Below are 14,370 nucleotides of genomic sequence, written 5' to 3'. Positions count from 1 at the left end.
AACAATGAGGAAAAAGTGGTTGATGACTATCGTTTCGTTGGCAATCTTATTGCTATTAGCTGCCTGTAAAAGCTCAGATAAAGAGCAAGCAAGCAAAACGGAAGATAGCAATGATAAACCAGCCGAAACAGAAGATAACAAAGTAGATACTAGTTTGCTACCGATGGAAGTAACAAATGAAGGGGAAGCTATTGAAGGGGGTACATTACATGTAGGACTTGTGACAGATTCGCCTTTCAAAGGAGTTTTCTCCTGGGAGCTTTATGCAGATGTTTATGACGCAGAAATTATGGGCTACGCAACAAATAGTTTATTTGTCGTAGATGAAGACTTTTTAATAACTGATAAAGGCATCGCTAAGTTAGAAGTCGATGCAAATAATAAAAAAGTAATGATTACGATTCAAGGAGATGTGAAGTGGTCGGATGGAATGCCATTAACTGCGGAGGATCTAATCTATCCTTATGAAATAATTGGTCATCCCGATTATGAAGGTGTACGCTACGATGATGACTTCAAAAATATTGTAGGGGCAGAAGAATACCATGATGGCAAAGCAGAAACGATTTCTGGTATTAAAAAAATAGATGATAAAACGATTGAAATTACATTTAAGAAAATATCACCTGCGATTTATTCAGGTGGAGATGGTTTATGGGGCTATGCAGCACCGAAACATCAACTTGCATCCATTGCCGTAAAAGATTTAATTTCATCTGATGTCGTTCGCAAAAATCCGATTACACTAGGGCCATTTAAATTTGACAATATAGTCAATGGTGAGTCCGTACAGTTTGTAGCAAATGAACACTACTATAAAGGCAAACCAAAAATTGATAAAGTGGTTGTGCAAGTTGTACCAGCAACTTCCGTTGGGGAAGCGCTGAAAACAGGAAAATTTGATATAACATCAGAATTTAGAGCCAATCAATATGATAGTATAAAAGATTTATCGAATATTTCGATATTAGGGCGTCCTGAATTATCATACAGCTATCTCGGCTTTAAGTTAGGGAAATATGACAAAGAAAAAGGCGAAAATATTTATGATGAAAAGGTAAAAATGAATGATATTGATTTACGTAAAGCGATTGCCTATGCAATGGATATTGAAAGTGTAACAGATAAGTTTTATCAAGGGTTACGTGTGCGTGCCAATTCTCTAATCCCGCCAGCTTTTAAATCATACTACGATGAAACGCTAGAGGGATATCACTACAATCCTGAAAAAGCGAAAGAAATACTAGATGCAGCAGGCTATAAAGATACAGATGGTGATGGTATTCGTGAAGATAAAAACGGCAATAAATTTGCTATTCGTTTAGCGGCGATAGCTGGATCTGATACGGATGAAGCGATCGTTGAGTACTATCGTCAAAATTGGAAAGATGTTGGTTTAGATGTGCAATTAACGACAGGGCGTCTTCTTGAATTCAATAACTTCTACGATAAAGTAGAAGCAGATGATCCTGAAATTGATATGTATATGGGTGCTTGGGGAACTGGAACAAACCCATCGCCAGCAGGATTATATGGTAAAGGCGCAGCATTTAACTTCAGTCGCTATGTTTCGGAAGAGTTGACAAAATTATTAAATAATATTGATTCTGAGGAAGCGCTAGATGCAGATTATCGTGCACAGGCTTTCCGTGCATGGCAAGAATATATGCATGAAAAGGCAACGATTATACCAATGTATTTCCGTACTGAAATTATTCCTGTCAATAAACGCATAAAAAACTACACTATTAAATACGGAAATGTTACAGAGCTACAAAATGTTGAATTTATAGCAGACACAGCAATTAAATAGGGCAATGTTTATGATGTAACTAATGAAAGAGGAGTGAGTTTCATTGGAAGAAATGGGGAGGAATTACCGATGAGAAAAGAGTGGTCAATACTATCCGTAATGTTAGCATTCCTTTTGCTATTAGCTGCCTGCAATCGTACCGATAAAGAGCAGGCAAACGAGTCTGAAGGCAGTAATGATAAACCAGTACAAACAGAGGATAACAAAATAGATACAAGTTTACTACCGACTGAAGTAATAAATGAGGGTGAAGCCATTCAAGGAGGCACATTACATGTAGGGCTTGTTTCAGATTCACCATTCAAAGGCATTTTCTTAGCTGAGCTTTCTGTGGACGCCACAGATAGTTCTATTACAGGCTATGCTTCAAATGGTCTATTTGAGGTCGATGGAGACTTTCTAATAACGGACGAAGGAATAGCCAAGTTAGAAGTTGATACTGACAATAAAAAAGCGACAATCACTATTCAAAGTGATGTAAAATGGTCGGATGGAAAGCCATTAACGGCAGAGGATTTAATCTATCCATATGAAATAATCGGTCATCCCGATTATGAAGGCGTACGTTATGATGACAACTTCAAAAATATTGTAGGCGCAGAAGAATACCATGATGGCAAAGCTACAACAATTTCTGGTATTAAAAAGATTGATGATAAAACGATTGAAATTTCTTTAAAGAAAATATCACCTGCTATTTATTCTGGTGGTGATGGTTTATGGGGCTATGCAGCACCTAAGCATCAACTAGAATCCATTGCTATAAAAGATTTAATTTCATCTGATGCTGTAAGAAAAAATCCAATCACACTTGGACCATTTAAGTTTGAGCAAATTGTGAATGGAGAGTCCGTGCAGTTTGTAGCAAATGAACACTATTTTAAAGGCAAACCGAAAATTGAAAAGCTTATTGTACAAGTCGTTTCCACTTCAACTGTTGGTGAAGCATTGAAAGCAGGGCGATTTGATATCGCTTCAGTCCCTGCTACTCAATATGATACTATAAAAAATTTATCGAATATTTCGATATTAGGGCGTCCTGAATTATCATACACCTATTTAGGCTTTAAATTAGGGAAATATGACAGAGAAAAAGGTGAAAATATTTATGATGAAAAGGCAAAAATGAATGATATTGATTTACGTAAAGCGATTGCCTATGCAATGGATATCGAAACTGTAACAGATAGATTTTATCAAGGGTTACGTGTGCGTGCCAATTCATTAATTCCACCAGCATTTAAAACATACTATGATGGAGCGCTTGAGGGCTATCATTACAATACTGAAAAAGCGAAAGAATTATTAGATGCAGCGGGCTATAAAGATATAGATGGTGACGGTATTCGTGAAGATAAAGAGGGCAAAAAGTTTACCATTCGTTTAGCGGCGATGTCAGGTTCTGATACGGATGAAGCGATCGTCGAGTACTATCGTCAAAACTGGAAAGAGGTAGGCTTAGATGTGCAATTAACGACAGGGCGTTTAATTGAATTCAATAACTTCTACGATAAAGTAGAAGCAGATGATCCTGAAATTGATATGTATATGGCTGCTTGGAGTACTGGCACGAACCCATCACCAGCAGGGTTGTACAGCAAAGGAGCTGCATTTAACTTTAGTCGCTACGTTTCTGATGACTTAACAAAGCTATTAAATGATATTGACTCAGAAGAGGCATTGGATGCAACATATCGAGCACAGGCATTCCGTTCATGGCAAGAATATATGAGTGACAAGGCAATGATAATTCCAATGTATTTCCGCACGTCAACAATAGCAGTCAATAAACGTATAAAAAGCTATAATATCGATCGTGAAACAGGTACGGAGATTCAAGATCTTGAACTTATAGCTGATGCACCGATAAAATAAGTGTATAATGGTAAATATAGTATTTTTTACAATTTATAGAATAGATGAATAATCGAATTATCATAAAAAAAGATCCATCCATTGCATAAGTTCAATGGATGGATCATATATTATTTAGTGGCAACCCATGTTTTTACAAGGTCAGCAGTACCATATACATAATGTTGTTCGCCAACTTCATGGTATGTTGCGCTTTCGTCAACTTCTGTATGTTTGTAAGGAATACGTTGACGACGCTTTTCTGACATTGGGTCTGGAAGCGGGATTGCTGATAATAATGATTTTGTATAAGGATGAACAGGATGATTATAAATATCATCGGCTTTACCAATTTCCATTATTTTTCCACGATACATAACAGCGATACGGTCACTGATGTATTTTACCATTGAAAGGTCATGGGCAATGAACAGGTATGTTAAGCCACGTTCTTTTTGTAGTTGTTTTAATAAGTTAACAACTTGCGCTTGAATCGATACGTCAAGTGCCGAGATTGGTTCATCGGCAATGATGAATTTAGGATCTAAGCTAAGGGCACGTGCGATACCGATACGTTGACGTTGACCACCTGAGAATTCATGTGCGTAACGATTTGCGTGCTCTTTGTTTAAACCTACAGCTTCAAGCAATTGCGTGATTTTTTCGCGGCGCTCTTTTTTGTCTTTATGCAAACCATGAATATCGAAAGCTTCTGCAATGATTTCCCCAGCTGTCATACGAGGGTTTAACGAAGCATATGGATCTTGGAAAATCATTTGCATTTGACGATTAAAAGTCTTTAAATCGCTTTTTGATTTTTTCCCATGTACGTTTTGACCATCGAAAATAATTTCGCCATCTGTAATATCATATAGGCGAATGATTGAGCGACCAGTCGTCGATTTACCACAGCCTGATTCTCCAACAAGTCCAAGTGTTTCACCTTCATAAACATCAAAGCTAATACCATCAACAGCTTTAATAGGGTTGTTTGATGAACCGAAGTGTTGCTTTAAGTTTTTAATTTCAAGAATTTTTTTTGCACCTGTTTTAGTCATTGAATTCTGCCTCCTTCGCTAAAAAGCCCTCAATACGTTTAGCAACCGCATCTGGAAGTGGGATTTTTGGCGCATCAGGATGTAACAACCAAGTTTTTGCAAAGTGAGTGTCGCTTACTTGGAACATTGGCGGCTCTTGCTCATAGTCAATCGCCATTGCAAATTCATTACGAGCAGCAAAAGCATCTCCCTTTGGAGGGTTAGTAAGATCTGGAGGTGAACCAGGAATCGTACGTAATAGCTCGTCCTCATTACTATCTAAATCAGGCATAGAACCAAGTAATCCCCATGTATAAGGATGTTTTGGATTATAGAAAATATCACTTACTGTACCATACTCGACGATTTGACCAGCATACATAACCGCTACGCGGTCTGCCACGTTAGCTACAACGCCTAAATCATGCGTAATGAAAATGATAGAAGTTTTAGAACTTTTTTGGATTTCTTTCATTAATTCTAAAATTTGCGCTTGGATCGTTACGTCCAATGCTGTTGTCGGCTCATCGGCAATTAACAGCTTAGGATCAGCAGCAAGTGCAATAGCGATTACAACACGTTGACGCATCCCGCCTGAAAATTCATGTGGATATTGATTGTAACGTTTTTCAGGGAAGGGGATACCTACTTGCGTTAAAAGTTCAATTGCGCGTTTTTTAGCATCAGCCTTGGAAACTTTCTTATGTTGTAAAATTACTTCAGTTATTTGACGTCCGACCTTCATAGTTGGATTCAAACTTGTCATTGGATCCTGGAAGATCATAGCAATTTCATTTCCGCGTACTTTTGACATTTCTTTATCAGTAAGTGGAATTAAATCACGGCCGTTAAATAAAATTTGTCCTGACTCATAAATACCAGGTGGCTGTGGAATTAATTTCATTAAGGCGTTACTCGTAACACTCTTACCAGAACCAGATTCACCAACAATCGCTAGTGTTTCACCTTCTTTTAAATCAAAGTTTACACCACGCACAGCATGGACAAGTCCTGCATATGTTTTAAAGTTAATTTTTAAATCTTTTACTTCTAAAATTGTTTTACTCATTTCGGCCACCTCCTTATTTACGTAGTTTTGGATCTAATGCATCACGTAAGCCGTCACCAACTGCGTTAAACGCAAAGATTGTTAGTGAGATAAATACTGCTGGGAAAATTAAACGCCAAGGGGCATTTGTAATTGCTTTATTCCCTTCAGATGCCATTGTACCCCATGAAGCGTGCGGAGCAGGAACACCAAGTCCTAAATAACTTAAGAATGACTCAGTGAAAATAGCAGACGGAATTGTTAAAGTCATTGTTACTAAAATCGCACCAAGTGCATTTGGAATTAAATGTTTTAAGATTAAATGCATTGTACTAGCACCTAAAGTACGTGCAGCAAGTACATATTCTTGATTTTTAATGGATAATACCTCACCACGAACGATACGAGCCATGCTAATCCAGCCTGTAATCGAAAGGGCGATAATCATAGGGAATAAACCTGGTTGTAAAACTACTAATAAAACGATTACAACTAAAAGGTAAGGCACAGCTGTTAATACGTCGGCAATACGCATCATAATATTATCAACACGACCACCTGCTAAACCTGAAATACTTCCCCAAAGAACACCAATCACTAAGTCAATAATAGCCGCTGTAATCCCGATAAATAGGGAAATACGAGCACCTGCCCAAATACGAACGAAAATATCACGCCCTAAATCATCTGTCCCAAACCAAAAATCAGCAGATGGGGGACTGTTGTAGACACCGAGTTGATCGCTATATTTATATTGTGAAAGCATTGGTGCAAAAATTGCCATCAGAATAATTATTATCAATGTGATTAAACCGAATATTGCCATTTTATTATGTGAAAAACGAATAAATACTTCCTTCCAGAAGGAAACGGATTTATCAGCTAATTTATCTGTTGCTTCATGATTTCCACCGACAATTTTAAACATATCTTTGTTAATCGGTTGCTGAGTCATTACTTTTTCGCTCCCTTCAACTTAATTCGCGGATCAACAATGCTATATAGAATATCGACAATTAATACCGCAAATAAAAGGATGATTGAATAGAACACTGTCGTTCCCATGATAACTGTGTAGTCACGGTTTGTAATACTTTGTACAAAGTGTTTACCTAGACCAGGAATTGCAAATATATTTTCAACGATGAAACTACCTGTTACAACACCAGCTGTTAATGGTCCAAGGTAAGTAAGAACTGGCAGTAAGGAGTTACGTAACGTATGGCGGAAAACGATTGTCCATTTGCCAATTCCTTTAGCACGTGCCATTTTTACATAATCACTGCTATTTTGTTCAAGCATACTTGAACGTGTTAATTTTGCGATAAAGCCCATGTGCGAGAATGCGATAGCAAGGGCAGGTAAGATACTATAGCTGAAGCCTTTCCATCCACTTACAGGGAACCATCCTAATTTAAAGGCTAAGAAATACTGCATTAATCCTGCCAAAATAAATGATGGTACAGAAATACCGAGCACCGCAAAGGTCGTTGCCAAATAATCCGGCCATTTATTATGATAAAGCGCTGAAACTACGCCTATTAATACACCGAATCCAATCGCCAGTAGCATAGCTTCAATCCCAAGTGTTAACGAAACTGGGAAGCTCTCATTAATCATATCATTTGTAGAACGCGCTTTATACTTCATAGACTCACCGAAATTAAATGAGGCCGTATCGATTAAATAATCTTTATATTGAATATACCAAGGGTTATTTAATCCATACGTTTCGTTTAACTTTTCCTCAATTTGAGGAGGGAAATTACGCTCACTTGCAAAAGGACTACCTGGAGCAAGACGCATTAAGAAAAACGTAGCCGTTACGATGACGAAAAGCGCGAGAAGTATATACATCAGCCTTTTCAAAATATATTTAATCACATAAAACTCCTCCTTCTATTTGTCAATTTTCTGACAAATAAATGCCTTCGTATTTTAAAAAGAGCTGACTCGCGCCGAAGTGGCCACGAGGCAGCTCTTCGTTGTAGAGCTTAAAAGATAAAAGATTCAGTAGTGAAAATTATTCCACATCAACATATTTAAGTTTAATGTTACCTAAAATATCTGGAACCATGTTTTTAACTTTTTTATCAACTACTGAAAGGTTTGTATAGTAGTAGATTGGCGCAACAGGGAATTCTGAAACAGCGATAGATTCCGCTTGTTTTAATAGATCTAAACGTTTAGCAGAGTCACCTTCAGCAATAGATTGTTTTAACAATTCTTTGTATTTAGGATTTTCCCAGCCTGTATCGTTGTTACCATTTGCTGCTGTATCATACATTTCAAGGAATGAATAAGCATCGTTGTAGTCAGCGATCCAACCCATACGTCCTACTTGGTAGTCAAGAACGTTAAGTTTTTCTAAATACACTTGCCATTCAGAGTTTTCAAGACCTACAGTAATACCAAGGTTTTTGCTCCATCCTTCTTGGATATATTGAGCAATAGAAGCATGTCCTTCACTTGTGTTGAATGAAACGTTAATTTTAAGATCTTTAGGATCTTTAATACCTAGTTCTTCCATACCAGCTTTAAGTGCTGCTTTAGCACCTTCGATATCGTTATCTTTGAAGTAACCGCGGTCTTCTTCAAAACCATTAATCGCAGCTGGAACCATACCTAAAGCAGGTTTTTGTTCACCTTTAGTAATGTTGTCAATTAAGCCTTGACGATCGATTGCTAAAGTTAACGCTTTACGAATGTTAGCGTTTCCAGTAATTTTGTCTGTTGTATTGAATTTGTACCAGTAAACACCTGCGTAGTCAGCGATTTGTAATGAACCGTCTGCTTTAAAGCCATCAATTTCATCAAGTGAAACTGTTTGATAAGGAGAACCTAAATAATCGATTTCACCTGATTTGAACATTGTTGAAGCAGTTGCTTCATTTTCAACCATACCGATGTTTACAGTATCTAGAGCTACACTAGAAGCATCCCAATACTCAGGGTTTTTCTTTAATACAACTGAATCATTGTGTTTCCAAGTATCTAATGTGAATGGTCCGTTCGTTACGAAGTTTTCACCAGCATCAGTGTACCAGTTATCATTGCCTTCAACTACTTTTTGATTTAAAGGAGCATATGTTTTAAATGCAACTAACTCTAAGAAGTAAGCTGTTGGTTGTTGTAAAGTTACAACTAAAGTTTTGTCATCTTCAGCTTTAACACCAACATCGTCAGCAGAACCTTCGCCTAAGTTATAAGCTTCAGCGCCTTTAATTGGGTAAAGTAAAGATGCGTACTCTGATAAGTTTTCAGGATTTAAAGCCCATTTCCAAGCATATTCGAAGTCGCCAGCAACTACTGGATCTCCGTTTGACCATTTTGCATCACGTAATTTGAAAGTGTAAGTTAATAAATCTTCACTCTCTGTATAGCTTTCAGCCATACCAGGAGCTGGTTTTCCATCAAGGTCTAAAACCATTAAACCTTCAAATACGTTTTGAAGAATTGCTCCAGAAGTTGTATCTGTTGCAAGTTGTGGATGTAAAGATGGCGGCTCAGAAGCTACAACTACGTTCAACTCTTTAGAAGAAGCTGTTTCTGATGAACCAGAATCTTTTTTATCGTCTTTTGCTTTATCAGACGAATCTCCACCGAAGCCACATGCAGCAAGTACTAGTGAAAATACTGCAAGGACTGTTAGTAATAAAAACTTTTTGTTCTTATTCATGTGAATCCCCCTTATACAATTTTTAAGCCTTTTGTGAAGCTCCTATTTAATATACCAAAAAAATCATTGTGCACAAAATAAAAAAGATTCAAATTTATATAGTATTATCTGACATTTACAAGAATAATAATTTTCTTCGGTCTATCACTTTAGTGTATAAAAGTATTTAAATAATGAAAATTTGATTTAAAACAGCTAAAAATATCAAAAATAAAACAAAATCGAAATAATGATTTACTATACCGAAAATTCATATTTTTTTGATAATATTATGTCGCAATGAAAAATGATTCAAAAGTCACGGTTGTTATACCTTAAGAAATTTACATAGTTTTGTAGAAAATCATCGTAAAACTAAGTGAATATGATTTTTAATAAGGTAATTTCCTGTAAGTTCTAATCTAAAAATATGAATAATACTATCTATAAATGATATATAAAAATTTTGTTTTGTATTTATCTAGTATTTAGCATTAAGAGAGAAAAAAAGGGAAAAGGAGAGAAATTTGTATGAAACAGCATGCGGTTTAATAGATAGAATAGCACCATTTAAGCAGAAAATAGTAGTCTAATATTTTTTTGAAATAATACATTGACGCTTCGGAAAGCGGTTTAATATATCAAAAAGCAATATTTATTAACTTTTAGATAAAAATTCGAAGTTTCGTTTTCTCTTTTTCGGCATATTTCTACATGGTGATATGTATTTTGTATAAAAATGATTTCTTATTAAAAATTTATGTGAAGTTCGTCAATTCATCCGATTTTTGATAAATGTATTGCATAGAACAACACTCTAGGCAAACACGATGTGTCGTTTACCTAGAGTGTTTTTTGAGGTTTATAACTTAAATTGATGTATCTGATTTTGTAAATCTAAAGACTTTTCACTTAAATCTGTCGCAACTAAGTTTACTTGTTGGATTGTTGCTGCTTGTTCTTTCATTGCCTCGGCGATAATTTTCGTATTGTCAGCACTTGCTGAAGCCCCATAAGCAATTTCAGCAACAGATGCTGCTACTTGCTCAGCACTGGCAGATATTTCTTCAGAAGTTGCAGAAATATCTTCAATTTGATCTGACATTGTATTAATTGCTTTAACGATAGATTCAAAAGCAATGCCTGCATTTCCTATCATTTTAACACCATCTGTTACAGAATGAAGGCCATCAAATACTGCCTTTTCTACATTTTTTGTATCTTGTTGTATGTCTTGCGTTAAAGCAACAATTTGATTGGCAGATTGTTTTGATTCTTCCGCTAGCTTGCGTACCTCATCTGCTACTACAGCGAAGCCTTTACCGTGTTCACCAGCACGTGCGGCTTCGATTGCGGCATTAAGTGCAAGTAAATTTGTTTGATCTGTAATTGTTGTTATAACTTCTGTAATATTGCTAATTTCTACTGATTGTTTACTAAGTTTTTGAACGAGCGTGTTAATCAGTTGAGTTGAATCATTGATGACGTTCATTTGTTGCTGTGCTTCTTCTATAATGCTGTTACCACTGTTGGCTGTTTCAGATGTAGCAATAGCACTATGGTGAAGCTGTTGTGTTGCTTCGGCAATACGTTGTACCCCTGTTGCAGTTTCATCCATAGCAGCAGCGCTTTCCTTGGCAGCAACTGTTGCTGCCACGGCTGACGCAGCAGTTTCATTAATACGTAATGTTACCTCGTCTGTTGTAGCAGAAACTTCTTCGGTAGAGGCAGTTAACTCCTCGGCTGAGCCTGTTAAATGTTCAGAGTTATCTTGTATATGTGTCATTAAACTACGGACGTTACTTTTCATCGTGTTAAAGGATACTGCTAGCTGGCCAATTTCATCTTTAGATTGATTTGCAATATCTTGATGATATAATTCACCATTCGCAATATTGTTAGCAGCAGCTACAATAGATTTTAAAGGGCGAGTAATTTTTCGTTGTACATAGAACATAAGGAACAAGCCAAGTGTTACACCAATAATTAGCGCTATAACAGAAATAATTTGAGCGTTTTTTACTGCCTGTTTAGATTCCTTCGTAATAATTTCTAGTTGATTCTTTTGATAGTCTATAATTTTATCAGAGACTTCGGATAGTTCTCTGTTTGCTTGTTGGGCTTCACCATTTACTTTTTGTAAAGCTTCTTCTATATTACCTTTATCCTGTAAAGCTAAAACAGTATCAGCTGCTTTGTTAAAAGCATTGTTATATGTATTAAGCTCTTTAGCGTATTCAATCATTTCAGGTGAATCTGCTTTTTCTGTAATTTCCTCAACATGCTCATCAAGCATTAATGAATATTTTCCAAAACTCTCCTTATTATATGGAGTATCTTCAATAAATATTGCGCGAATAAAAAGACCTTGCATTGCTAATTCAATTTTAATATTATCCGATAGTTCAACTAAGGAGACGCGATTTTCTAATGCATCTTCAACTTTACTTTCAATTTTAGAAAATTGTATAAATAAAATAAGTAAAGAAATGAATAGGGTAAAGATGATCGAGAAAAAACCGAAGCTTAACTTTTTGCCAACAGACATAGTGAATACGCCCTTTCTGAAATGATAAAGATTTTTATAGTTAAATTAAGACATCGTGGAGGCTAGAAGTCAATAACAGAAGGTAGAAACAGTTCAGAATATTCATTGTGAAGGTCTTAAAATATCGTAATAGGGAACATAGCCTGTGAAAATCACAAAAGTCATTGATTTAAATCTATATATAGTACACATTGCGGAGAATGAACTTTGGAAATGAAAAGAGACTAGGACAAAAGAGAAAAAGTGTTAGATTGACTGCAATCAATCTAACACTTTTTTATGCTGTTGACGAGCTACGGCGGATGCTTTCCGCGGGCACATGCGTAAGCCACAACCCTCGCTAACGTATGGATTGCTCGTGCCTTACGCTGTGTGCGTTCTGAGCAGGAGTCACCGCCTCCGCTACCTTCAACTAGTACTCTCTGTTGAATTTAATCTATGGCAAATCTTCTTCATCATAAACAGTGGAAATTTACGAACACCTTTGTCTCGATTTCTAAAATTTTAAAGTACTGTCCCAGCCTTTCCGATCTTTAAGACTGTTTTTTTAACTGTAAAATGACAGTTTCATCTGGATCGATAAACAATGTTTTTTGTTCGAAATAGATAACAAATCCTGGTTTAGCACCATTTGGCTTTTTGACTTGACGTATTTCTGTATAATCTACTGGAACAGAGGAAGAGTCGCGCGCTTTTGAGAAATAAGCGGCAAGTGTCGCTGCTTCTCGCAATGTCGTATCATCTGGCTCAGTAGCGTGAATGACTACATGTGAACCCGGTATGTCCTTTGTATGTAGCCATATATCTGTACGTTTAGCAATTTTAAATGTTAGCATATCATTTTGTTTATTGTTTTTGCCTACAGAAATAGGTGTCCCTGTAGATGATATATAATGTTCTGGTTCAGGTTTTAGTTGTTTTTTCTTTTTCTTAGCGTGACGTAGTTTTAAATAGCCTTGTTCCGCTAATTCTTCACGTATTTCTTCTATATCACCTGGAGATGCTTGTTGAACCTGTTGAGCTAGCATCTCAAAATAAGTTATTTCTTCTTTTGTTTTTTCAAGTTGCGCTTGAACCATAATAAGGGCATTTTTAGCCTTTGTGTATTTTGTGTAATAACTTTGCGCATTTTCAATAGGTGTTTTACGTTCGCTTACAGGAATCGTAATTTCTTCAGCGGACTCACTATAATAGTTAGTTACTGTAACTTCCTTCACACCTTTTTCGAAAGCGTATATATTGGCCATAAGTAGTTCCCCAAACAATTGGAATTGATCTAGTTTGGAAGCACGCTCATAGTCTTTCGTTAGTTTTTTTATTTTTAATGACAATTTATCGATTTCGTTTTGTAGCCAGCGTTCTAAATCTCCGGCTTGTTGTTTCACACGATCTCGCTCAGCACGTGCAAAAAATACGCGGTCAAGGAGTTCATGTACATTTGGATAAACGGTTTTTTCTCCTTGTAAATGGGTTAAAGCGATAGGAGAGAAATAGGTTTTTTTATTTGAAAATACATACATTGGTTCTGTGCCGCCATCACAAAAGGCTGCCATAAAGTCTCTGAAACATACTACTTTATTAGCCGCAGTTGTTAAGCGGAATAATAATTCCTCGGCATGTAATGGAGAAAAGCCGACAAATTGCGAAACAACTTCTTTTGCTGTTTTCGGCTCAGTGAAAAATGCTGATAACTGCTCATCTGTGACTGATAGGGGTTGCCATTTATTTTGTGCGGGTGGTGCAATATAAGGCTGTCCAGGTAATATTGTGCGGAAACTATTCATCGATGGTGATAAATGTTTTAAACTATCGATTATTTTATTTTGTTCCTTATCAATTAATAGCAGGTTACTATGACGACCCATAATTTCTGCGTGTAATTCCCGTACAATTGGATCGCCAATTTCATTTTTACTATGGATTTCTACTATAATAATGCGATCTAGGTCGTGCTGTTTAATAGAAGAAATAAAACCACCTTCTAAATGTTTACGTAATAACATACAAAACATAGGAGGTTCCGCGGGATTTTCTATTGTTTGCTCAGTAAGATGTACACGTGCATAGGAAGGGTGGATAGAAAACAATAATTTGTGGTTGCCACCATTTGCACGAACTTGTAAAACAACTTCTTGAGCATTAGGTTGATGTATTTTAGTAATGCGACCTGTTACTAATTGTTGCAGGTCTGTTGTCATTGAATAAGTAAATAAGCCATCGAATGCCATTTTAATTTTCCTCTTTCCAACGATATATTGCATCATTGTGTATTCGTATATAATAGTAATTTTTGCGCCATATTTGTCTGTGTAGATGAACATATAGGAAGGGATTCTTCCTATTATAAATTGTGTTCAAACAGCCACCTTACGCATGAATGCATTTTTTGTATGTTTATCATAGCATTTTTTA

General features: G+C 36.3%; 9 protein-coding genes. 2 read left to right on the top strand and 7 right to left on the bottom strand.

Annotated elements, in window-relative coordinates; genetic code table 11:
* The first annotated feature begins 4 nt into the window (after positions 1-4).
* A complete protein-coding gene (opp4A, locus tag ACQKNX_RS14065) occupies positions 5-1,813 on the top strand; it encodes an oligopeptide ABC transporter substrate-binding protein (RefSeq protein WP_427429403.1) in 1,809 nt (602 codons plus the stop codon).
* Between the two features lie 69 nt (positions 1,814-1,882).
* Complete coding sequence (locus ACQKNX_RS14060) at positions 1,883-3,688, top strand: oligopeptide ABC transporter substrate-binding protein (RefSeq protein ID WP_427429402.1); 1,806 nt, start codon at positions 1,883-1,885, stop codon at positions 3,686-3,688.
* 110 nt (positions 3,689-3,798) lie between these two features.
* Here the strand turns inward: ACQKNX_RS14060 and ACQKNX_RS14055 are convergent, their stop codons facing one another.
* From ACQKNX_RS14055 to ACQKNX_RS14025, 7 genes are all read right to left on the bottom strand, one after another.
* Positions 3,799-4,725, bottom strand: coding sequence for an ABC transporter ATP-binding protein (locus tag ACQKNX_RS14055; protein WP_427429400.1), 927 nt, complete (start codon positions 4,723-4,725; stop codon positions 3,799-3,801).
* The gene (locus tag ACQKNX_RS14050; protein ID WP_427429398.1) at positions 4,718-5,773 is read right to left on the bottom strand and encodes an ABC transporter ATP-binding protein; all 1,056 of its coding nucleotides are present in this window, start codon (positions 5,771-5,773) and stop codon (positions 4,718-4,720) included. The genes ACQKNX_RS14055 and ACQKNX_RS14050 overlap by 8 nt, the downstream gene beginning before the upstream one ends.
* Before the next feature lie 13 nt (positions 5,774-5,786).
* A complete protein-coding gene (locus ACQKNX_RS14045) occupies positions 5,787-6,707 on the bottom strand; it encodes an ABC transporter permease (RefSeq protein ID WP_427429397.1) in 921 nt (306 codons plus the stop codon).
* A complete protein-coding gene (locus ACQKNX_RS14040) occupies positions 6,707-7,636 on the bottom strand; it encodes an ABC transporter permease (protein WP_173477817.1) in 930 nt (309 codons plus the stop codon). The genes ACQKNX_RS14045 and ACQKNX_RS14040 overlap by 1 nt, the downstream gene beginning before the upstream one ends.
* Before the next feature lie 139 nt (positions 7,637-7,775).
* On the bottom strand, positions 7,776-9,431 hold the full coding sequence (locus ACQKNX_RS14035; RefSeq protein WP_427429395.1) for a peptide ABC transporter substrate-binding protein: 1,656 nt from the start codon (positions 9,429-9,431) through the stop codon (positions 7,776-7,778).
* An 841-nt stretch (positions 9,432-10,272) separates the two neighbouring features.
* Positions 10,273-11,958, bottom strand: coding sequence for a methyl-accepting chemotaxis protein (locus ACQKNX_RS14030; RefSeq protein WP_427429394.1), 1,686 nt, complete (start codon positions 11,956-11,958; stop codon positions 10,273-10,275).
* 533 nt (positions 11,959-12,491) lie between these two features.
* Positions 12,492-14,186 carry an Rqc2 family fibronectin-binding protein gene (locus tag ACQKNX_RS14025; protein WP_427429393.1) on the bottom strand — a complete coding sequence of 565 codons (1,695 nt, stop codon included), beginning with the start codon at positions 14,184-14,186 and terminating at the stop codon, positions 12,492-12,494.
* Positions 14,187-14,370: the final 184 nt, after the last annotated feature.

The organism is Lysinibacillus sp. NPDC093712 (genome assembly GCF_050280025.1).
In the GTDB taxonomy this organism is placed as follows: domain Bacteria; phylum Bacillota; class Bacilli; order Bacillales_A; family Planococcaceae; genus Lysinibacillus.
The sequence above is the reverse complement of the archived record's forward strand: the minus strand, read 5'-3'. Positions and strand labels throughout refer to the sequence as shown.

Bases quoted from the DNA above. Each gene is read 5' to 3' on its own strand.
- opp4A (WP_427429403.1), top strand. From the start codon at position 5: ATGAGGAAAAAGTGGTTGATGACTATCGTTTCGTTGGCAATCTTATTG.
- ACQKNX_RS14060 (WP_427429402.1), top strand. From the start codon at position 1,883: ATGAGAAAAGAGTGGTCAATACTATCCGTAATGTTAGCATTCCTTTTG.
- ACQKNX_RS14055 (WP_427429400.1), bottom strand. From the start codon at position 4,725: ATGACTAAAACAGGTGCAAAAAAAATTCTTGAAATTAAAAACTTAAAG.
- ACQKNX_RS14050 (WP_427429398.1), bottom strand. From the start codon at position 5,773: ATGAGTAAAACAATTTTAGAAGTAAAAGATTTAAAAATTAACTTTAAA.
- ACQKNX_RS14045 (WP_427429397.1), bottom strand. From the start codon at position 6,707: ATGACTCAGCAACCGATTAACAAAGATATGTTTAAAATTGTCGGTGGA.
- ACQKNX_RS14035 (WP_427429395.1), bottom strand. From the start codon at position 9,431: ATGAATAAGAACAAAAAGTTTTTATTACTAACAGTCCTTGCAGTATTT.
- ACQKNX_RS14030 (WP_427429394.1), bottom strand. From the start codon at position 11,958: ATGTCTGTTGGCAAAAAGTTAAGCTTCGGTTTTTTCTCGATCATCTTT.
- ACQKNX_RS14025 (WP_427429393.1), bottom strand. From the start codon at position 14,186: ATGGCATTCGATGGCTTATTTACTTATTCAATGACAACAGACCTGCAA.